This is a genomic window from Bremerella volcania (assembly GCF_007748115.1).
In the GTDB taxonomy this organism is placed as follows: Bacteria; Planctomycetota; Planctomycetia; order Pirellulales; family Pirellulaceae; genus Bremerella; species Bremerella volcania.
The window spans coordinates 3,165,547-3,186,342 of the sequence record NZ_CP036289.1 but is presented as its reverse complement, the minus strand read 5'-3'; the positions used below and the strand labels follow the sequence as shown (position 1 = coordinate 3,186,342).

The window sequence follows — 20,796 nt, the reverse complement described above, 5'->3', positions numbered from 1 at the left end:
GTCAGTTATCGGCTACTGGATGACATTGGCCGTCGAGTTTCATCGGAAGCATGTTGAACTTCAGGCCCGAAATCGACGCTCCACCGTTGTGGAAGTGAATACCACGATACGCATAATCGCTCATCGGGACGTGAGTATGCCCGAAATAGACGTTCCGCACGGACCTCTCCATATCCACTTTCTCGTTGGTCAGGTAGTCCCAAATCCTACCAGCGACGACACGACGAGGATTGGCCAACTTGCCGACAACGGCATGCAACCGAGAGCGAATGGCCACCTCATAAATCTGGTGGCGATACTCAGGCTGCTTAAATTGGTGCTTTCGATTTCGCTGCGTGGCCAACGCCAAATTGGTACGCTGCTTCAAGTGAACTGCATCACCATGCAACATCACAGCCGAACCGATGCGAAGAAAGTAAGGTTCCCAATGAAAGTTTTCGTTCGCTTCAGCTACGTCACCAAGTCGCTTCACGAAATCCGCGTGACAGTCGTGATTCCCCAGCAAGTAGTGAAACTGACAATTCCGATTAGACTCGACCAGGTCCGTCAGCCACTGCATCGAGGCGTCGATCGTCGCCTCGACCGAGGGTAACGTCGTCCAGGAAAAGTCGACGATATCCCCACCAAGCACGAACACGCGCGCCTCGGCGGCACGTGACAGAATCTCCTCCTCATGTTCGTGGTAGATCGAACGGCGAGAAAACATGTGAAGATCGGAAAGAAACCAATCCATACTTTCCATCCTCAAAAGCACAATGGGCAACTCTTAGAAAACCATTGTCCAATTGTAACACGTCGACCGGTTAGGGAAGGTCTGCCCCAAGCGTTTTAGTGCGTTATGTATCGATCACCAGATATTTCGACCGAGGAAAAAAAGTAGAGAACTTCGGGCGAACGCAGCATCTCTCGTTTGCCCGCCCACATAACGGTAATTGTCTTGCCTCCTACCGAGAATTTATGCACAACCACGACATTCTTGGTAAGGCGACTTTCCTTGCTGACGAGGATATATCGATGCACGGCCGTCGAATCGGTTCGGTAAGTAATCTCCGAACTGATTTTCATGACGTTTCCGGCGGGAACACTTCGGAAGATCTCGTCGCGGTCCACTTTGGCAAAGAACTCGTTCCATTCTGGGTGCGACTCTTTACGGAGCTCGACTTTCATCGTGCCAAACTGCGGGTCGCGAAGCGTGAGTGATCTTACCTGGTCTCCATCTTCCGTTGTAACTTGCGGCTCGCCAGGCATGCGAGCGGAATAGCCCCAGTGGGTATCACTGTAGGGTCTCCAACTTCCATCCAGTTCCGCAATATCGACGCTCTGGGGATCGGCTAACTCCAGCGGGATATCCGCGTTATCGTATACATACTGAAAAGCGACGACTGTACCCACAATTATCAAAATTGCTGCCAAACTTCCGCTGGCGATGAGAAGGGTCAATTGTCGTCGCCGCTTTCGGTGTTTAGCCGATACGACATTGGCGGCGTAAATCGCGTCGACGTCTTCATGAGTGTCAAAGAACCCTTCCGATGAAGACGGAGCGGGAGAAGCTTCCGATGAAACCGGATCGACGCTGTTATCTTTGGTCTCAGCTTGGACTGTCTTACTACCCGCGGTGGGACGAGACTTGGAAGCTTTCTTAGAACTACTGCCATTAGATTCGACGCGAAACGCTTCTCCGCAGCGAGGACAGCGCACCGCTTTGCCGACCAAATGGTCTTTCACTTTAAAGGCCGAATCGCAGTTCGTGCACTTAGCAATCGTCGTCACACCAAACCTGCCGATCTTCGGTATGGCTGTTGTAAAAAGGGAGACAGACTCCTTAGGTGGACTCGTGCGGACTAACCCGAACCAGGGTAGGGGTTGCCTTTTACGCTGATCGATTTAAAGAACTTGTTCACTTCCGAAGAGACGCTGTTACCCGACCAGAGGAACATGAACATGCGTTGTTGCGTAAAGAGGAGTACTACCCGGCTCTTCCCTGGCCGGCTCCGCAGGATATCCGCTGAAAAGTGATACTCAATCAACGGATAATTGTCGAGCGTCATTTGCTCGGTCTTGGTGAGGTACTTGCTCGCTCCCATGAGGTTCTGCATGCCGAAGACTTCGAGCTGCTCTTTCGATGGCATTTGATTCGATTTAGGCGGATTTCCCGGGATCGAAGCGCTGTACATCATGACGAACGATTCGTCGTCGCGAATGATGCGATACCCCTCGACTTTCGTATCAAGCCAGGGCCTTTCGATACTAGGAATCGGATCAAAGTTTGATGGAAACTTAACAGTCACCAGCCCTGCCGGCCCGCGGGCCTCGACGGGAAATTGACTTGTTTGTAGGGTCACGTAGTCAAACTTGTTGGTCCCACCACCAGCACCAGAGCCGAGGGTACTGCTGATCGTACTGATGGCGAAGATCAACATGACCAGCAGGCCCACGCCAAAGATAATTCCGACGGCGCTCATTACGAGCGTGGAATTGACTGGCAGTGCGAATCCGCCTGACTCTTTGGTCTGGCCGAAACCCTCCTGACCGGCCAGGACCTGAGCGACCTGCTCAACATATTTTGAGCCTTCCACCGCCTCCAGGTCGTCGATCGACGCACCGCGTCCCAGAAGCTGCTTGGCAGCCGTCATGACTCTTTCAAGTATTGCTGGATCTTGGGTGTAAATATCATCATGCTGACCAGGCAGAGCAGGTCGATAGAAACCGCCTTCGTTGTCGGAGGTCACCACGTCATCCGTGAAAGTTCCTTCTATGACCTTTTCTTTTGCAGAGCGGTGAAAGCCAGCTTCACTTTGCCGGCTCTTGGCAGGCTTGGAGGTCTCTTCCGTAACGCCGGCGATCAGTTCATCTTCATTAATATCCATACTGCTGGAAGACGACGAGGCAGGCGTTTTCGGTTTTACCGGTGCATCCTCTTGAAGCCCTAATTCAGGTTCTTCCGAATCGACAATCGGAGCGCTCTCGCCCGGCTTGCCCGCTTCGATACGGATCTCCTTCTCGTCAGGAGAAATCAGCGGAGTGAATTCCGAGGTTGCAGGAGACGGCGCCTGCATTTGCACACTTCCGCCGGCTTGTTCCTTTAAGAAGTCCTTAGGCGGATTACATGGTGCTCCCCATGGAACTTCAAGAGCAGGAATATGCCGATCGGTAGGCAGGATGACCGCTGAGAGCGTTCGGCGGCTACGTAGGATGGGGCTCTCTTTGCCAGCCGGGATTTGGTGAAGTTGCTTCTTGGCGGCGGATTCAGTGGCTGAAGCGTTTTCCGGTTCTGGTTCTCCAGCCCACTTGGGCCGGTTCGCGGATTTGGGCTTGGGGGCCTTCTTTCCGCCGGCCGTCATCTCGCCGAGAACCTTCGACCCCGACTGGCTCTTAGGAATCACCTTGGACTTCGATAGATTTGCCGCAGAGCCATGCTTGGCTTTTTCTTCGCTCGAGGGGGCCGTGTCGGTCAGCTTGACATCGAAAACTTTCTTGCACTTTGGACAACGCACTGATTTGCCATCAAGCTCGGCTTTGGCTTTAAACTTGGTTTGGCAGTGGGAGCACTGTGCGTATGAGGTCATCCTGAGCCCAGAATTGCAACAATTGGTGGTCGAGTCGGTGGTCAATCACGTAGCTTGATACCCCCTCATTCTCACTGGGGGGGCCGTGAAATTCAACCTCGCAACTGGCGTTCTGTTCCGGTCAATCAACCTTTTTGTGGAATCACAACCCGAACAACCACTTCACGTTTCGATTTTCCCAGTGAAAAGGGCATCGTCTGGTAGGTCTCGGCGTAAGATCGCCGAAAACGAAGCGTGTAGTCGTCGCTGGGGGTGAACTCGACCGGAACACTAAAACTCCCGTCCGGACGCGTCAGATAGGCGTTCACGAGCTGTGTGGGCCCCAGAAGATCGACGGGTAAGTTTGCCACTGGACGATCATTTTCGTCCACTGCGATGCCACGAATCACGCCATGATCCTCTTCTAGATGATCTGCCTCGGACATCTTCGCGATCAAAAGCTTCAGATCGTCTGGTTCCGAAGTGCGAATCACAACCCGATCGTTGTCGAAATCGGCCTGTAATCCCCCAGAAATCGCGACCGCGTCCTCCGCTTTAGAGAATAGCCAGCGGACATCGCGATAATTGGCCCGATATTCAGCCGTAGGCAGTAGCTCGTCGGCAGCGAGGACAGGAGACGCCAGAAGGGCCTTGGCCTCGGCGGAAGTCGGATCAAGAAAATAGGTAGTTAGTCGGCCCCGGTAGCGCCACTGCGTGGTAATCACGATTGCCATCGAAACCACGACAAACAGCCCTAGAAGGCCTTTCAGACTAAAGCGAAACGCAAGCATTCGCTCAATATCCCCCCTGGATCGCAAAAATGGGCGGCAAATGCCGTCCATTCAATCAATACCGTCGCGGGGGAAAAGAATCAACGTCTAAGGGCTGATCGCGCAACTAAGCCGCGGCCGATTCAGCCAGCGAGTCTTCGGTGGATTTGCTGGCCACACCTAGGCCCAAGACTTCGCGAGCCAGGTTGGTGTAGTCTTCAGCACCGTTGGAACTGGGGTCATAATCGAAAATCGACTGCCCGAAACTCGGTGCTTCGGCCAGGCGGATATTGCGGCGGATACGCGTTTGAAAAACTTCCGCACTCGCCCACGTTCTACCTTCGGCGGTTCCCCGATTGAAGAACTCGTGTACGTCGCCGGCTACTTCGCCAGCCAGTCGCGTACCCGATTCAAACAGGCACAGCACGACGCCGGTCAACTTCAAGCACGGATTGATTCGTTTGGAAACGATGTCCACCGTCCGAAGCAGTTTGCTCAAGCCATGCAACGCCAGGAAGTGGGGCTGCAGCGGCAAAAAAACTTCGTCCACGCAAGCCAATGCATTGAGAGTCAGCACGCCCAGACTCGGCGGGCAGTCGATGATTAGGTAATCATACTGTTGACCATGGACCTCCATCGCGTCACGGAGAATCATCTCGCGACCTACTTCGCCGGCAAGTTCCATTTCAGCTGCTGCCAAATCGAGGTGAGCCGGAATACACCACAGGTTTTCGCCAGCTTGGTGACGAACGTCTTCCAGTGACGCTTCGCCCATGAGCACCTGGTAAACGGATTCCGCCCCAGAGGCGACGCCAATCCCGAGATGCAGCGAGGCATGGGCCTGAGGATCAAGGTCCAGGACACACACTTTGTGCCCCATACGAGCGATGGCGGAAGCGAGGTTGACGGCGGTGGTCGTTTTTCCAACGCCCCCTTTTTGATTCAAGATAGCAATCGACCGCATGACAACCTCCTTGTTGTAAAGCGAAACTTTCCGGCAATTCTGGCGCGTGCAGCGGTGCCAGCATCGCGAGGGATTGTAATCAGGACCGCCATTTGAATTCCAGACCGGTTTTCCCTGAATTCCCGCGCAACTTTATATGATCGTTGCCTTTTCGGCCCGGTGCTGGTGGTCTATGATCGAGATCTTGATAGCATCCTACTGCTAAGCCCCTTTAAGAAGTTAGAGGAAACGCCCTGTGCGTGTCATCATCGAATCTTCGGCCGAACATGGAAGTCAACGTGCCGCCGCGATTGTTGCCCAACTCGTTCGCAAGAAACCCCGTGCTATCCTGGGTTTAGCGACCGGCGGGACCCCGCTGAAGCTCTACCAGGAGCTGATCCGCATGCACCAGGGAGAAGGACTCGATTTTTCGCGAGTTACCTCTTTTAACTTGGATGAATACGTTGGCCTGCCCCCAACTCACCCGCAAAGCTACCGTCACTTCATGACGGAAAACCTATTCCGTCACATCAATATCGACATTCGAAATACGCACGTGCCTGACGGCCGGGCACTCGACTACGAGACTTACGGATCTCAATACGAAGCTATGATCGACGAGGCGGGCGGCATCGACTTGCAGATCTTGGGGATTGGCCGCGACGGCCATATCGCGTTCAATGAGCCTGGTTCCTCGCTGGGGAGTCGTACACGTTTGAAGACGTTGGCGCCGGAAACCATTCGGGACAATGCCCGGTTTTTCGGAACCGAAGAAGACGTACCTCGCTTGGCCATCACGATGGGAGTAGGTACCATCCTGGAATCGAAGAAGTGTATTCTTCTCGCTTTCGGCAAGGAAAAAGCCGAAGCAATCGCCGCGACGGTCGAAGGACCGGTTACGGCACAAGTCACCGGCAGTGCATTGCAGTTCCATCGGGACGTGGTTGTGATTCTCGACGAAGAATCGGCCTCGCAATTGCAGCGGCGTTCCTACTACGATGAGGTAGAGGAGGCGCATCGGCGGCTTCAATCCGGAGAAGTCAAATAACCACAGAATGTCATGCGCCAAATCGGTAAGCTCTCTTCCGAAACCCATGCTGCTCGCTTCGTCGACTATTTGTTGACGCAAGGCATCCATTCCAAAGCCGATGCGAACTCGCAGGGAGACTGGATGATCTGGATTCACGAAGAAAACCAGGTCGACCAGGCACGTACCGAACTAGAAGCGTTTCGCTCGAATCCGGACGATAGTCGCTATCGTTCCGCCGGCGAAGAAGCCGCTGGCATCCGCAAGATGGAGCAGCTTCGCGAAAGGGAGCGTCGCAGAAACGTCCATGAAGTGAAGCACCGTTCGGTCGCCTTGGGTGGAGGACTTTCCGGAGCACCAGTCACCAAGGGCATCATGATCATTTGCATCGTGATCGCACTTGCTGGAATGTTCGCATCCAACTTTTCACTGAAAGACCCTGGTTTGGGTGATCAGATCTACGGAGCGCTCAGCTTTCTTTCCCCACAAGACTTGCAAGCCTACGGGATTTCGCCGGAACCCAACTCGCTTCGCACGATCGAACGAGGACAAGTATGGCGACTAATTACCCCGGCATTTCTTCACGCCCGCACTGGAAGCATGGCCATTTTGCATGTTGGTTTCAACATGTACATGCTTTTCATGCTGGGACCAATTCTGGAACGTAGGATGGGGAGTTTTCAGTTCCTGCTGTTGAACCTCGGATTAGCACTCGCTGGGAATCTGGCCCAAGGGTTGATCCCGATGTACATCCAGTTGTATGGCGGCGACTTGGTTCAATTCGAGCGTTTCTACGGTGGTGTTAACTTCCTGGGCTACTCCGGCGTCGTTTACGGGTTGTTCGGCTATCTCTGGATGCGTTCCAATCACGACCCGACCTTCGGCATCATGATCAACCAGTCGTCGATCATTATGTTAATGATCTGGTTCTTCCTCTGCTGGTTTGGCCTGATGGGCGGTGTCGCTAACCTGGCCCACACAGGCGGCTTGGTTGCCGGCATGTTGGTGGGTTACGTCCAAGCAATGACTCGCCGGTAGAATATTAATATTGCTACTGATCTAACGCCGAGGTCACATCGGCGAAGAATGTATTGAGTCCACTGAGTGTTGGCTCTGGCTTAGCGACTAAAATACTGGGTTGATCTGGCAGAGACAGCAATCCTTTCGCAAGGTCGAACTGGACGATGGTCGACTCACTCTTTTCCGGCCACGAAAAGACCACTTCGTGCGTCCACTCAGGCTGTGTAGCTTCCTGGGAAGTGGTTCCTATAAAACTGGCATCTTCAATCAATGCCTGGCGAAAATGAACCAAGCCGCGAGCCTGGGAGATATCGAACGTCTTACCACTAGTCTTCAGATGGACGACCGGGGCATAGCGTATGTTTTCGCCATTGGTTGCTCCCCAGTAGGCAATCGAGGCATATCCCTTCGACCAATGATGCCAAACCGTAATCCCGGCCAAGATTGCCGCGATCAATATCATGGCAGCGACGACCAGCTTACCCGAACTGAAGCCGGGCCGATAAAACCTAATCTTAAGGGAAGATGACAACGAGATCTCCTATCGGGAATGTTCGGCCAAGCTCAGCTGATTTATACTCGAAAGGGATTGGATCGTCGTGATGGCGAACCCTAGTAGCCTGCCGAGACTCTCAAAGGATAGTCTGTTGCCGGACAAATTCGACCCCTACCGCGAATCGTTGATTGTCGAGGAAAAGACGATCTGGCCGGAAGAGTTAGCCGATGTTCCCGTGGAAAAGCGGGGGATGATCGCTCGGCAGCTTCATGCCAATGCCGCGGCTTGCGGTCATCTGGAGTACGTTCGCCTGCACACAGGCTTCTGCCGCCAGATTACCGTTACGCAACAAGACGTGTCTCGGCTGGAAGCGAACACCTAATCAAGTCCACGATAATCCCTAAGATTCCAATGACCCCCACAGATTCTACCCGCTTCGCGTCGCAGACCGTTCATGTTCCTCTGTCCGAGCGTTCTTACGACATCTCCATCGGAACAGGCAACTTGGCAGAGGTGGGTCGCTGGATTACTTCATTGCGGAGCGTAACTCATGCGGTTCTGATCAGTGACGACCATGTTGCCAGGCACTATCTCGAACCGGTGAGCGAGAGCCTGAAATCGGAAGGTATCCGTGTCACCAAGCTAGTTGTCCCCGCTGGCGAGCCCAGCAAGTCAGTGGCAACTTCCCAAGAGTTGTGGGAAAAGGCGCTGGCAGATCGCGTTGATAGAAAGTCCAGTGTGGTGGCCCTGGGAGGCGGTGTGATCGGTGACCTGGCAGGCTTCATTGCGGCCACGATGACGCGGGGCCTCGACTTCTTTCAGATTCCAACCACGCTACTCGCTCAGGTTGACAGCAGCGTTGGCGGTAAAGTCGGCATCAACTTGCCAGCAGCGAAGAATATCGTGGGATGTTTCTGGCAGCCCCGAGGCGTTCTGATCGATACTGCGGTGTTAGAAACGCTTCCGAAACGCGAATATTTATCTGGCCTAGCCGAAGTCGTAAAGTACGGTGTGATACTCGATCCAGAGTTTTTCGAGTATCTCGAAGCCAATGTTCAGCCGATCCTTGATCGAGATGCGACCGTACTGCAGAAGATCGTCGCGCGAAGCTGTGAACTGAAAGCTCAAGTTGTCGCTGAAGACGAGCGCGAGACCACGGGCCTGCGTGCGATCCTCAACTACGGACACACTTACTGTCATGCCTTGGAAACCGTATCCGGCTACGGCGAGTACCTCCACGGCGAAGCCGTCGCAGTCGGGATGTTATGTGCGTCTCGGCTAGGGGAAAAACTTGGTGTGTTCGCTCCCGAGGCAACGGAGCGTCAACACAAGCTTCTGACTGCCTTAGGACTACCTGTAGACGTTCCCAAGCTGGACGAAGCAGCCATCCTTTCTGCAATGCAACGCGACAAAAAGGTAGAACACGGCAAGCTGCGATTCATCGTCCCGCATTGCATTGGCAAAGTCGTGCTCACGCCTGATGTTCCGCAAGATGTCGCCATGCAGGCCTGGACCGACGGATACGCGAGTTAGTTGGTCGAATATATCCTCGACACCCAAGCAGCACCCCCTATAATGGCGGACTTGAATGCCATCCTCAAGGTGCTGCTCGAATGAGTTCCGTCGACGACAATACGCTAAAAGACCCCGAGTTTATCGCCGCATTACGCCTGGCACTGAGTTCGGGAATTGGCCCGGCGAAAGTTCAGGCACTTCAGACCTATTTTGGGTCGCTATCCGCTGCGCTCTCGGCAACGTCAAGCCAACTTCAAGCAGTGCAGGGCATTGGGCCCAAAGTTGCCAAAACGATCGTCTCCGCCAGCAATCTGGACGTACAACGTGAGCTTGATCATTGTCATGATTTCGACATCCAAATTCTGACGCGTTCCTGTGAGGGCTTCCCAGAACTGCTGCGCGAGATCGCTGATCCGCCCACCTTGTTGTTTGTCAAGGGAGAGATCCTCCCCTGCGACGAGTTGGCGGTGGCGATTGTGGGAACACGGCATGCGACGCACTATGGCAAGAAACAGGCCGAGCGTTTCGGCTATGAATTGGCCAAAGCAGGCTTTACCATCGTTAGTGGACTGGCCCGCGGCATCGATGGGGCCGCTCATCGCGGGGCGATCAAGGCCGGTGGCCGAACGATTGCATTTCTGGGCGGAGGTGTCTCGAAGATCTATCCACCGGAACACGAAGACCTAGCCAAGGAGGTCGCCGAAAGCGGGGCGCTCGTCAGTGAGTCAGCGCCCTTAGTGAGCCCCATCGCAGGAGCGTTCCCACAGCGAAACCGGTTGATCACAGGGATGAGCCTGGGGGTAGTGATTATTGAAGCTGCAGCGCGAAGTGGCGCCTTAATTTCAGCCCGCATGGCGATGGAGCAAAACCGGGAAGTCTTCGCCGTACCAGGCCAAATCGACAACCCGGTGGCCCGGGGCGTGAATAACCTGATCCGGGATGGAGCCACGCTGGTACAGTCGGTCGACGATGTTATCGAGCAACTTGGTCCGCTACGTAAGCCGCTGCAAGTCTCTGAGCAGAAGACGGTTCTCCAGCCAGCAGAACTCCAGTTGAACGATCAGGAACAACTAGTCCTTCAGCATATCGATCTGACTCCGATGTCGCTGGACGCACTCGTCGCACGGTCGAAGTTACCGGTACACCGCGTGCTGTCGACGCTCAGCATCTTAGAAATGAAACGACTCATCGTGCGAACCAACGGTACGACCGTGCAGCGTATCGCCTGAGCCCATCATGTTAAGCGAACAAGGCCTTGATCGGCTGGCCGCCATCGGTGATCGGCACAGGTCGGTCGCCATCGTAAAGCGACTTGGCGTAGTCAATGCCCATCGCGGCGTGAATTGTCGCGAAAAAGTCAGGAACCGAGACTGGGTCGCTGACGATCTTCTTCGCGAGTTCGTCCGTCTGACCATAGGCCCCGGAATGCTTCAGCCCTCCACCAGCCAGCACACACGTGAACGCCGAACCTTGGTGACCGCGGCCACCACCACTATCGAATTCCGGCGGACGGCCAAACTCGGTAGTGACGACGATGAGCGTCTTGTCGAGCATCTTACGCTGTTCAAGGTCGAGGATCAGCGCCGCCATCGCCGTGTCGAGTTCCTGAATCAGCCTATGCTGTTCAAGAATGCCGCCATTGTGAACGTCCCAACCAGCACCATTCAAAAAGTTGAGGTTGTGCGAGACTTCGATGAAACGAACGCCCCGTTCGACCAGACGCCGGGCCAATAGACATCGCTGTCCGAACTCGCCACCGTATCCCTCGCGTAAGTCGGCCGCTTCTTGCTCAAGGTCGAAGCTGCTCATGAACTCAGGACCACTTAGTTTTAGACTGAGGTCGATGGTCGCCTCGTAATCCTTCAAGACAGCCTCTCGCGTTTCCGGCTGCAAGCTGCGAAGTTTTGTCAGAAAGCTTTCCCGCCGCTTCTGACGCGCGCGGTCGACCCCCAACGGTGGTGACAAACCTGCCGGTCCGCGGCCGGTTTCCGTCAAATAAAGGTAACTATGCTGTGCTCCCAGAAAACCTGGCCCACGGGTCGCGTTGGGGTAACCAATGAGAACGTAGGCTGGCACGTCGTCGGATGCCGCTCCGCGTTCATGCGCGACGATTGACCCAAGCGATGGATAAACCACCGTTCCACTGACAGGTCTTCCCACATGCATCCAGTTCGTCGCTGCGGCGTGTTCGTCGATTACGGCGTGGTTGACCGTACGAACCGCGGTAACACGATCCATGATTGGTGCCAGCTTCGAGAGATGCTCGCAGACCTGAACGTCGTTAACGCAGGTTGGAATAGCATCGTAATATGCGCCTGGTTTCCGGGCCTTCGGGTCCCCCTTGGCCTTTGGGTCAAACGTATCGATCTGCCCCATGCCACCCCCCAGCCAAATGGAGATGACATGCTCGGCCTGACCGCTGATCCGGCTACCCATGGGCATGGCGCCAGCAACTGAGCTCGCCATTGCTGTTGCCGCGGAAGCAGCAAGAAATTGTCGCCGATTAACGCCAGAATTTGAGTTGAAGTTACTCATCGTAATCCGCTTGTTGCCGGTGGTTTTAATGGGTTCGGGGATATCGCCAACTGCTAGGGTATCCAGACGAATTCTCGCAAATTCACGACGCTCCACACCATGTCTTCATACACCTCGCGCCATTTGGGCTGAAGTCGTGGATCAGCAGGTGGCCCAACTCGCGCTCGGCGTGCATGCTCTTGCTGAATGGTATTTGCGTCGGAACGTAAATGATTTGACCAAGTTACTTGGGGAAGTCGTTCAAGTGGTTCCGGTTCTTTGACCTGATCTTTCGGAACAAGCCGTTCTTCAAAGCCATCACGAAGGACATCGGCGAACAACGCACGTTCCTGTTCACTTGGCATTCGACTAAGAAACCGCAAGAACACCGAATCGACCAGTCGTTCCGGAGACTTTGCTTCAACGGCCAAGTCGGCCAGGGGGCTCTCGTGAGATGCCCTGGTAAGCCATACCGTCATGGTTCCATTGGCGATGACGGCAGGCTGAAGCACATTCGGTTCGGTTTCGCGATCGGTACGTGGAATCTGACGCTCGGCGGACCAACCGAAAGCGACCATCACGTCATCGATGACCGAAACACGAGGAAGGGTCAAACTTGGTCGGTCACGTTCGTTGGAAATACTCGCCAGCATCCAGGCACGTTCGACGCACCCTAAATTGTTTCGATTGCTGGCAGGTCGACGTCCGTCAGGGTCAAGCGTCAGCATCTCGACATCGATTTCCTTTCCAGCCGCACCATAAAACGAGTCGACAATCTGCTCGGCCGTCATCCGGCGACGCTGCGGAGCATTGAATAGTCGTCGAGTCGAATCGGCATCCTGTTGATTTCCAGCCGCTTCGCGCTGGTAGAGATCCGAATTCATGATCAGTCGCGTGGTGTGCTTGACGCTGTACCCATTGGCGACAAAGTCACGGGCCAACCACTTCAGAAGTTCGGGATGACTCGGCTTCGTCCCTTCCCAGTCATGTGGTGGCTCCACGATCCCCGCGCCGACGAGTCTTCGCCAAATTCGATTGACCGAGACCTCGGCAAAACGTTCGTTTTCAGGGGCTGTGACCAGCGCCGTTAATCGCTCGCGGCTATCTTTTTCGTTCTCGAGATAAGCGGCGAGAGCATCGCTATCTTCAATGCCTGTTTCGTCCGAAAACGGCCACTGCGGTTGAACTGCCTGACCCGGTTTGAGTGTGACTTCAATCAGTGGTTCGCGATCCTGACTGTCGAAGAACGCGACTGGGACCGAACTTGATTTGGGAACCGAAAGAGATTTCCTAGCGAACATGGCCGCAATTGAGTAGAGGTCCTCTTGCGTCGTGCTGTGATAAGGGGAGTCATGACAACGCGCACACTGAAGTTCAATTCCCAGGAACGCATTGGCCACGATGTGCCCCTTTGCGGCAAACGGAGAATCATTCTGGGCGGCTTTCGCGAAACCAGCGCTACCGCCATCTTCGGGGCTACCTCGCATCATCATCAATTCAGTAACCATTCGGTCGAGCGATTTATCATCTCGCAGTGCATCATGCAGGAACCAGCGAAATGGGCCACTGGCGTTGAGCGTCGCATTGATCAGGGTGGGGTTCTCGGCCAGGACATCTTGCCAGTAGCTCACCCAGTGATCTGCCCAGCGCGGATCATCGAGAAGACGATCGACCAACTTGGCTCTTTTGTCCGGCGAATTGTCTTGCAGGAAGGCACGTACCTCATCCTCGGTGGGAATAATGCCAACCGTATCGAGATAGGCTCGGCGAATAAACTTGGCATCGCCCACAATCGGCGCGAGCTCCGTTTCTTCTGCCGATAGCGGCAACTCAGGCCATTTCGCGCCGTCATTGATCCAAGTTTCCAAGGTCTTGATTTGCTGCGCAGAAAGCGATTTGCCCGTGGGCGGCATCCGCATGTCGGCATCCTCGTGCCGAATACGCGTCATCATTTCGCTGGCCGTGGCATCTCCAGGCACAATTGCCGGTCCGGAGTAGCCTCCACCAACCGCCATTTCCCGCGAGTTTAACTGGAGACCGCCTGAGTCCTTCTCGCTGTGACAACGAAAGCACTCACTTCGCAAGATGGGAAGAACTTCCGAATGGAATTGCTTAGCTTCTTCGGGTGAAGTTCCTTGGGTGGCCGCTTTGGCTTGTTCAATTCGACTGGCAAGGAATGTGTCGATCGGATTGGTCGTGGCCGATTGCCGAGGAATGGCAGGGCCTGGATTAGCTTCGACCCACTGCCTGGCCAATCGATGACGGTTTTCCCAAAAGGAATTGCGTGACTTGGCTGCCGCGCGTCGGTTACGGTCGTCGTGCGAAGCTAACGAGCTTTCGATGCGCTGAAGTGCCCCCTCGAACGCTTCGTCCGTCAAAGGGAGTGGAGCGTCCGGACTTTCGGCAGGACCGAGTACTTGATACTGCTTTCCGTCGGGCGTAAGCAGCGCGACCGTGAATTCGCCTGGCTCGGCACGGAACTTCTTACCACCGGCCATCGTCTCGGCGACGACGCGATGCGTTCCTTGTTTAGTTGTTCTAAAAATGCCTGTCTCTTCGTGAAGGCGGTGCTGCTTGATCCGATGACCTGGAAGAGGTGGATCGGCAACCGGGGTGATGGGTTCCTCGCCACTAGGCGATCCTTGAAGAGCCCCCTTCTTGGCGACAAGCTTCCCATCGACCCACAACCGGCTTAGACCTCGTGCACGCAGCAGGAAAGTCTGTTCCCCTTCAGGCAAGTTTACATCCGCCGCCATTCTCACCAGCACTGGGGCATTCCAGCTATCTCGAATTCCCCAGCTGTCATACCGCAGCGGAAGTCGTGGTGTAAGGAACTCGGATGTTTCCCAACGGGTGACTTCTACGGGATAATCCTCATCGAAATCGAGCCATCGCGTGTGAGACGGCATGCCTTCGTGGAAAGTGACCGTCACACGATCGGCAGGAAGATCGCCCAGTTTCGGCATTGATTCTGGCGCAGGTTCTGGCTTTGGCGCTTCGCCTACTCGGTGAAATCGCTTCTTCAGCGTATCCGCATCAAGGGCCACGCGATGAAGTGCGACTGCATCGAGATATCCGCGAAACGAATTCGAAGCACTTCCTTTTAGCGCCGACCCTATCCAGACGCTATCATCATCCACGACAGGAGCCACTGTGGTCGGCCCCCCCATATCCCACGCACCTGGCAACTGTTTGCCGTCAACCCACCCTTGGACACTCTCAGGCTTACCAAACTCGTATGTGACGGCCACGTGATGCCAGCCTGTGCGCGCGATGAAGCCATCGCTTGTGGTCCATCGATGCCAGTGTGACCCCGAGCCGTTGCCCGGGGTCGCGAACAAAAAGCTGACGCGTGCCGTCCCTTTGACTCCTCTCAGCCGCAGGGCCCAATTCTGATTGTCCGGAGCGAACTCGGGGTTACCGGTACGACCTTTCCCCATGATGTACAGGTTCTCATTATCTTTCAGATCTCGAGCATTCACCCAAGCTTCGATGGTGATTGAGTCGCCGTTAGTGAAATCGAACGGACTGAGATGTCCAGGGTCGTCGTAGGAAAAGTAGGCTCCTCGACCATCAAACTTGACCGCCGTATTGGTATCTTCAAAATCGGGATACGAAGGAGGACGGGGGCCTGGAACATCACGATGGACGCCCCCGTGCGCGATGAGCGGTGTTTCCTCTTCCGCGCCAAAGTCCCATAAAACGACGGGCTCAGATGCGTGCGCCGTTGCGTAAATGCCAACGAACCCAAAAGCTAGGATGAGTAGATGGCAGCGAAGCGATCTCATCAGCAATACCTATCGAGAAGAGCCAAAACGCGATCAAGGGAAGGCGTTTGGCGAATCACCAAACTACAAGGAGGGAAAAAGACTTCCAATGGAAGCGAAAGGAAGGAACCTTAAATATCCATAGATTTTTTGCTTTCGTCAAGGTTTCTTGGCTAAGCTAGATCGACTCCCCTCATCGAAAATTGCCAAAGATTGGCCTCCCAACTCCCTTCATTGATTCCCGATTTCCTGACCAAATCATGAGAACTTCCCCCAATTGCAAATATGCTGTGATCGGCCTTGGCTGCCTCCTATTCAGTACTATTAGCTCACCAGCGTCCGCGCTATCACCAGATTCGCCAAAGCCGCCCAATGTATTGCTTCTGGTAGCCGATGACCTAGGCTATGCCGAGTTAGGCTGTCAAGGAAATGCGTCCGTCAAAACGCCAAGAATTGATGCTTTCAGTCAGACGGCAGTACGCTGCACCCAGGCTTATGTGACTGCGCCAAATTGCAGCCCTTCGCGGGCCGGGTTTCTCACTGGAAGAATTCCACTGCGATTTGGCTACGAATTCAACCCAATTGGTGCCCGCAATGAAGACTCGCAGACAGGTTTACCAAGCAAACAACAAACCATGGCGGAGTACCTGCACGATGCTGGCTATACAAACGGTCTGGTAGGCAAGTGGCATCTCGGCGGTGCCGCGGACTATCATCCGCAGCGTCATGGTTTCGACGAATTCTTCGGCTTTCTTCATGAGGGCCATTATTTCGTGCCCAGCCCGTGGAACGAGACGACTACTTGGATCCGCCGAAAAGGGCTTCCGCTTGGTCACATTGATCGCTACCAGGTCTCGAAGAATCTGATCTACTCATCTCATATGGGGCATGACGAACCCGATTACGATGCGAACAACCCGATACTTCGCGAAGGACAGCCGGTTGTCGAAAACGCTTACTTCACCGATGCGATCACCCGCGAGGCGACCTCGTTTATCGAGCGTTACCGCTCAAGCCCCTGGTTTCTGTATGTCGCCTACAACGCGGTGCACAGTCCGCTCCAAGCCAAGAACGAGACGCTAACACTTTTTAAGGAGGAAAACGACATTCACCGCCGCATCTTCCTTGCGATGCTTTATGATTTAGACCGCAGTGTCGGACAAATCCTGCAATCCCTTGAAGAAACAGGGCAAAGCGACAGCACATTGGTCGTATTCTTCAGTGATAACGGCGGACCAACCAAAGAAACGACCGCCAGCAATGTTCCACTGCGAGACGGCAAAGGAAGCATGTACGAAGGTGGTATTCGTGTTCCTTTCTTGATTCGTTGGCCAGGACAACTCCAGGGTGGATCGGTATCGGACGCTGTTGTCAGTTCACTCGATCTTTTTCCCGCGCTGACGGGTTTGATCGGCACCAAGTCACCATATGAGTTAGACGGCATTGATATTGCGAAGGTTATCGGCAACCCAGAATTAGGTAGCAAACGAACTCTTTACTGGCGACAAGGCAAAAGGGCGGCTCTACGGGAAGGCCGCTGGAAAATTGTTGCCCCGAATGGACACGATACCACCAGTAAGTGGCAATTGTTCGACCTCGAGGACGATCCCTCAGAGACAATTGATCTCTCGAATAGCCAGGATCAGCGGCAGCGGATGGAGGACCTATTAAGGAAATGGCACGAGCTAAATCAGGAGATGGCCGAGCCCCTCTTTTGAGTACAAACAAAGACTTCACACAGCTGGAAAGTCAAGCCACTAGACATGTTGTGTCGATCTAAAGGTCGAATATAATACCGCGATGAACCTCGTTGAACTTGCCGAACGAATCCGATCTCTCCGCATCGACCAACGGTTAACGTTGGAGGAAGTAGCATCGCGCACTGGGCTTACGCGCAGTTGGCTATCGAAGGTCGAAAACTTTCGCGTCACGCCGTCGCTGCCAGCTTTGGCCGAAATTGCCAAGGCATTGGGGGTTCCAACGTCCAAACTGGTAGAAGGGCTCGATGAGAAGCCCTCGCTCACGATGGTACGGAAAAACGAGCGAAAAGTCGTTGAACGGGACCAGTCGGAAGCGAACACCTCGGTCTATGAGTCACTGGCCCACCGCCGCAAATCGCGATCGATGGACCCATTCATGATCACAATCCCTCCGGGAGTTGCCCGTGAAGAGGCTTTGCCCCACCTGGGTGAGGAGTTTCTATTAGTCCAGGCAGGCAATGTCGACTTCGAGTACGACGGCGATGTCTTCAAACTTCAGTCGGGCGATAGCCTTTATTTCGATGCCAGTGTGCCGCATCGGCTTGTGAACTCTTACAAGAAACAAGCCGTTGTGCTCTGCGTTTTCCAATCGCCGCAAACCTAAATCTTTCCCGCGGCGTTGTCTTTCCGAATTCGCGACTGCTTTGCCACTTATGTCGCTGCGCTCCTGTTTTGATACGCTCGCTAACTCTACACAGCGACTTCCAGAACGTTAATCTTAACAGCGAATTCACAACACATTTGTTGACTACCAGGCAACTTTCCGGCAGAATGATTTTGCACAGCACGAATATTGACTCGTGGTCACATTTCTCGAAAAACTAACGTTGAGGAAACGCTTACCGATGGGAGCGAAGCGAAACATGGCTCACAATCTGGACCGGCGCTCGATGATTGCCATATCGGCCGCGTCCCTCCTAGCCAGTTCCGCGGAAGGCAGTGACCAAGTTCCTGCTAAGTTTACCGGACCGATGGTAGGTCACGTTTCCCATGTTGATGCCAACATTTGGTTTCTTCCCGGTGTGCCGGGCAATTACGCGTTACACGTCTTGAAAGATGACGGAACCGAAGAACGTGTCATTCACGCCGAAGCCAAGCCCGAGAACGACCATTGCCTAGTGTGGTATGCCGCTGGAATGCAGCCTGGTAACAGATACCAATATAAGATTTCGGGCCCAAACGGGCAGCTCATTTCAGGGGAAGAATACTACTTTGAAACAGCCCCTGAGCCCTCGCAAGACAGCAGCGTTTGCTTGGCATTCGGATCATGTGCACCGAACAAACCTCTGGAACTATGGACCCAGATGGAGCAGCGTGGTGCCCAGGGCTTAGTGCTCTTGGGTGACACTCCCTATATCGACTCCACCCAATTAAGGGTCGCTCGAGAGCGGCATCGCGAATTTCTTCAGGTCCCTCAATTGGCATCCTTGATTAGCCATACGCCAACCTGGGGAACTTGGGACGACCACGATTTCGGACGCAATGATTCCGATGGACGTCTGAAAGGGAAAGAGAATACACGTCGAGCGTTCGTAGAGTATCGAGCAAACCAAGACTTCGGTCATGACCAATCCGGAATTTATACGAAGTTCCGTTATGGCCCCATCGAAGTCTTCCTGCTGGATACACGGTGGTTTGCCAGAACCGAAAAATCGCCTGTCGATCCGAGTCAGCCAACACTATTGGGCAAACAGCAGTGGGAGTGGCTCAAGGAGGCATTGTTGGCTTCCAGTGCACCTTTCAAGCTGATTGCATGCGGCATGATCTGGGATGACAAAGAGAACACCGAATCGGATGACTGGGGTTCCTACACCCACGAGCGAGATGGCTTATTTGAGTTCATTGGTGACAATAAAATATCGGGGGTCGTGTTAATCGGGGGCGATATCCACTGCTCGCGGCACTTGAAGTACGACACAGAGAAGACGGTCGGTTATGCGATTCATCAGTTTATCGTGTCGCCCATTCACGATAGCACCATTCCCAAGCTCAATGTGCCTCATCCAAATCTGATTCGCGGTGAAGCCGTTCCCCACGTCTGGCTTCGACTGGAAGCCGACGGTACCCAATCGCCTCCCCGACTTCATGCGGAATGGGTGCAAATGAAAGGACGTCCCATGTGGGATGTTTCTCTCACGGCTGATGAATTGTCAACCAGTTAAGTCGATTTAGAACACTCAGAGATACGAAACGGACTTCGAACACTAAAGGCCTAGAGTTTTGCCGCACTTTGGAAAAAAACAGACTGTGTATCTATCCGAAGGTTCTCTCGCAGAGATTCCCCGGATCTTTGAGCAGTTTCGTGCAATTCGTACGTTTCTGGTTGTCGACGAAGTTGCTTACAACCTTTCGGGTGCTGCCACTCAATTGCGGCAGTTTCTTCCGCCCGATGCCATAACGCTGTTTAGTGGTTTCGAACCTAATCCCAAGATTGAAGACGTCGAGCTCGGTGTTGCCAGGTGTCGCGATGCCGATCCGGACCTGGTGATCGCGTTGGGAGGGGGTACCGCGATCGACCTTGCGAAGATGATTGCATCGATGGCACGGCATGCCGAGAGCCCCCGTAATATTGCTGTAAACGGCCTGGCACTCTCACAGGGTACGTTGCCATTGGTCGCGGTCCCAACGACAGCCGGTACGGGAAGCGAATCAACTCATTTCGCCGTCGTTTACGTTGATGGTCAAAAATACTCAGTTGCCGATCCATGTCTGCTCCCCTGCGTCGCCGTGGTCGATCCGGAATTGACCTATAGCGTTCCTCCGCGAATGACCGCAGCGACAGGCCTGGACGCGTTTTGTCAGGCAATCGAATCGATCTGGGCAGTGGGTGCGACCGACGAATCGGTCGCTTATGCCACATCGGCCGCGACCCTCGCATTCGAGCATTTACCCACGGCAACGAATGCCCCGACCCCGGAAGCTCGACATGCAATGAGCCTCGCTTCGCATCTCGCGGGAAAGGCGATCAACATCAGCAAGACGACGCTTCCTCATGCTATTTCCTACGCGTTAACGGCGGACTATGGCATTCCCCATGGGGCAGCCGTCGCCACGACTTTAAGCAGTGTCCTCGCTTACAACTTCGGAATATCGACCTCCGATTGCGCGGATCGGCGAGGGACCGCTCATGTTCGGCAGCGGCTATCGCTCATTCTCGACATCTTGAGAGCCGCTTCGGTAGAACAAGCATGCCAACAGATCGAAGCATTCGTTAGCTCGCTCGGCTGCAACCCAACGCTCGCCTCGGCCGGAATCCGTACCGAGGAAAGCCTGCGTGTACTGGCTAGCCGCGTCAACGCCGCGCGACTTTCTAACAATCCTCGAATGGCCAGTCAGGAAGAGTTGTTCTCACTCCTTCAGGGTAGATCCACGATTGGCGCTGGAAGCCGCCGTCCAACCATACCGCCCAAAGCCACGGCCGGCTAACACGATATTCATC

General features: G+C 54.3%; 17 protein-coding genes. 9 read left to right on the top strand and 8 right to left on the bottom strand.

What is annotated here, in order from left to right:
• Window position 1 precedes the first annotated feature (1 nt).
• From Pan97_RS13005 to Pan97_RS12985, 5 genes are all read right to left on the bottom strand, one after another.
• Window positions 2-733 (bottom strand): metallophosphoesterase, encoded by a 732-nt coding sequence (locus tag Pan97_RS13005; protein WP_165698732.1) that lies wholly within the window; start codon window positions 731-733, stop codon window positions 2-4.
• 95 nt (window positions 734-828) lie between these two features.
• The gene (locus Pan97_RS13000) at window positions 829-1,770 is read right to left on the bottom strand and encodes an MJ0042-type zinc finger domain-containing protein (protein ID WP_165698731.1); all 942 of its coding nucleotides are present in this window, start codon (window positions 1,768-1,770) and stop codon (window positions 829-831) included.
• Window positions 1,771-1,841: 71 nt separating this feature from the next.
• Window positions 1,842-3,566 (bottom strand): MJ0042-type zinc finger domain-containing protein, encoded by a 1,725-nt coding sequence (locus Pan97_RS12995; RefSeq protein WP_144973174.1) that lies wholly within the window; start codon window positions 3,564-3,566, stop codon window positions 1,842-1,844.
• Window positions 3,567-3,691: 125 nt separating this feature from the next.
• A complete protein-coding gene (locus tag Pan97_RS12990; protein ID WP_144973172.1) occupies window positions 3,692-4,270 on the bottom strand; it encodes a hypothetical protein in 579 nt (192 codons plus the stop codon).
• 172 nt (window positions 4,271-4,442) lie between these two features.
• Window positions 4,443-5,279 carry a ParA family protein gene (locus Pan97_RS12985; RefSeq protein WP_144973170.1) on the bottom strand — a complete coding sequence of 279 codons (837 nt, stop codon included), beginning with the start codon at window positions 5,277-5,279 and terminating at the stop codon, window positions 4,443-4,445.
• Window positions 5,280-5,514: 235 nt separating this feature from the next.
• Between Pan97_RS12985 and nagB the strand changes: the two genes are divergently transcribed.
• Both nagB and Pan97_RS12975 read left to right on the top strand, forming a co-directional pair.
• A complete protein-coding gene (gene nagB, locus Pan97_RS12980) occupies window positions 5,515-6,306 on the top strand; it encodes a glucosamine-6-phosphate deaminase (RefSeq protein ID WP_144973168.1) in 792 nt (263 codons plus the stop codon).
• 12 nt (window positions 6,307-6,318) lie between these two features.
• Window positions 6,319-7,323, top strand: a complete 1,005-nt coding sequence (locus tag Pan97_RS12975) for a rhomboid family intramembrane serine protease (protein ID WP_144973166.1) — start codon at window positions 6,319-6,321, stop codon at window positions 7,321-7,323.
• 13 nt (window positions 7,324-7,336) lie between these two features.
• On the opposite strand, the gene Pan97_RS12970 is transcribed toward Pan97_RS12975, so the two are convergent.
• On the bottom strand, window positions 7,337-7,837 hold the full coding sequence (locus Pan97_RS12970; RefSeq protein WP_144973164.1) for a hypothetical protein: 501 nt from the start codon (window positions 7,835-7,837) through the stop codon (window positions 7,337-7,339).
• A gap of 70 nt (window positions 7,838-7,907) precedes the next feature.
• On the opposite strand from Pan97_RS12970, the gene Pan97_RS12965 reads away from it, so the two are divergent.
• The 3 genes from Pan97_RS12965 (at window position 7,908) to dprA (ending at window position 10,545) form a co-directional block, all read left to right on the top strand.
• Window positions 7,908-8,183, top strand: coding sequence for a hypothetical protein (locus Pan97_RS12965; RefSeq protein ID WP_144973162.1), 276 nt, complete (start codon window positions 7,908-7,910; stop codon window positions 8,181-8,183).
• Window positions 8,184-8,212: 29 nt separating this feature from the next.
• Window positions 8,213-9,334 carry a 3-dehydroquinate synthase gene (gene aroB / locus Pan97_RS12960; RefSeq protein ID WP_144973160.1) on the top strand — a complete coding sequence of 374 codons (1,122 nt, stop codon included), beginning with the start codon at window positions 8,213-8,215 and terminating at the stop codon, window positions 9,332-9,334.
• Window positions 9,335-9,414: 80 nt separating this feature from the next.
• Window positions 9,415-10,545 carry a DNA-processing protein DprA gene (gene dprA / locus Pan97_RS12955; protein ID WP_144973158.1) on the top strand — a complete coding sequence of 377 codons (1,131 nt, stop codon included), beginning with the start codon at window positions 9,415-9,417 and terminating at the stop codon, window positions 10,543-10,545.
• 10 nt (window positions 10,546-10,555) lie between these two features.
• On the opposite strand, the gene Pan97_RS12950 is transcribed toward dprA, so the two are convergent.
• On the bottom strand, window positions 10,556-11,782 hold the full coding sequence (locus tag Pan97_RS12950; RefSeq protein ID WP_241676394.1) for a DUF1501 domain-containing protein: 1,227 nt from the start codon (window positions 11,780-11,782) through the stop codon (window positions 10,556-10,558).
• 122 nt (window positions 11,783-11,904) lie between these two features.
• A complete protein-coding gene (locus Pan97_RS12945) occupies window positions 11,905-15,618 on the bottom strand; it encodes a DUF1553 domain-containing protein (protein WP_144973154.1) in 3,714 nt (1,237 codons plus the stop codon).
• Window positions 15,619-15,857: 239 nt separating this feature from the next.
• Here Pan97_RS12945 and Pan97_RS12940 point away from each other — a divergent pair, with 239 nt between their 5' ends.
• The 4 genes from Pan97_RS12940 (at window position 15,858) to Pan97_RS12925 (ending at window position 20,783) form a co-directional block, all read left to right on the top strand.
• Complete coding sequence (locus Pan97_RS12940; RefSeq protein WP_144973152.1) at window positions 15,858-17,315, top strand: sulfatase-like hydrolase/transferase; 1,458 nt, start codon at window positions 15,858-15,860, stop codon at window positions 17,313-17,315.
• Between the two features lie 82 nt (window positions 17,316-17,397).
• Window positions 17,398-17,961, top strand: coding sequence for a helix-turn-helix domain-containing protein (locus Pan97_RS12935; RefSeq protein ID WP_144973150.1), 564 nt, complete (start codon window positions 17,398-17,400; stop codon window positions 17,959-17,961).
• 259 nt (window positions 17,962-18,220) lie between these two features.
• On the top strand, window positions 18,221-19,519 hold the full coding sequence (locus Pan97_RS12930) for an alkaline phosphatase D family protein (RefSeq protein WP_165698730.1): 1,299 nt from the start codon (window positions 18,221-18,223) through the stop codon (window positions 19,517-19,519).
• Between the two features lie 85 nt (window positions 19,520-19,604).
• Entirely contained in the window at window positions 19,605-20,783 is a 1,179-nt protein-coding gene (locus tag Pan97_RS12925; RefSeq protein ID WP_206668929.1) for a phosphonoacetaldehyde reductase, read from the top strand.
• Window positions 20,784-20,796 lie beyond the last annotated feature (13 nt).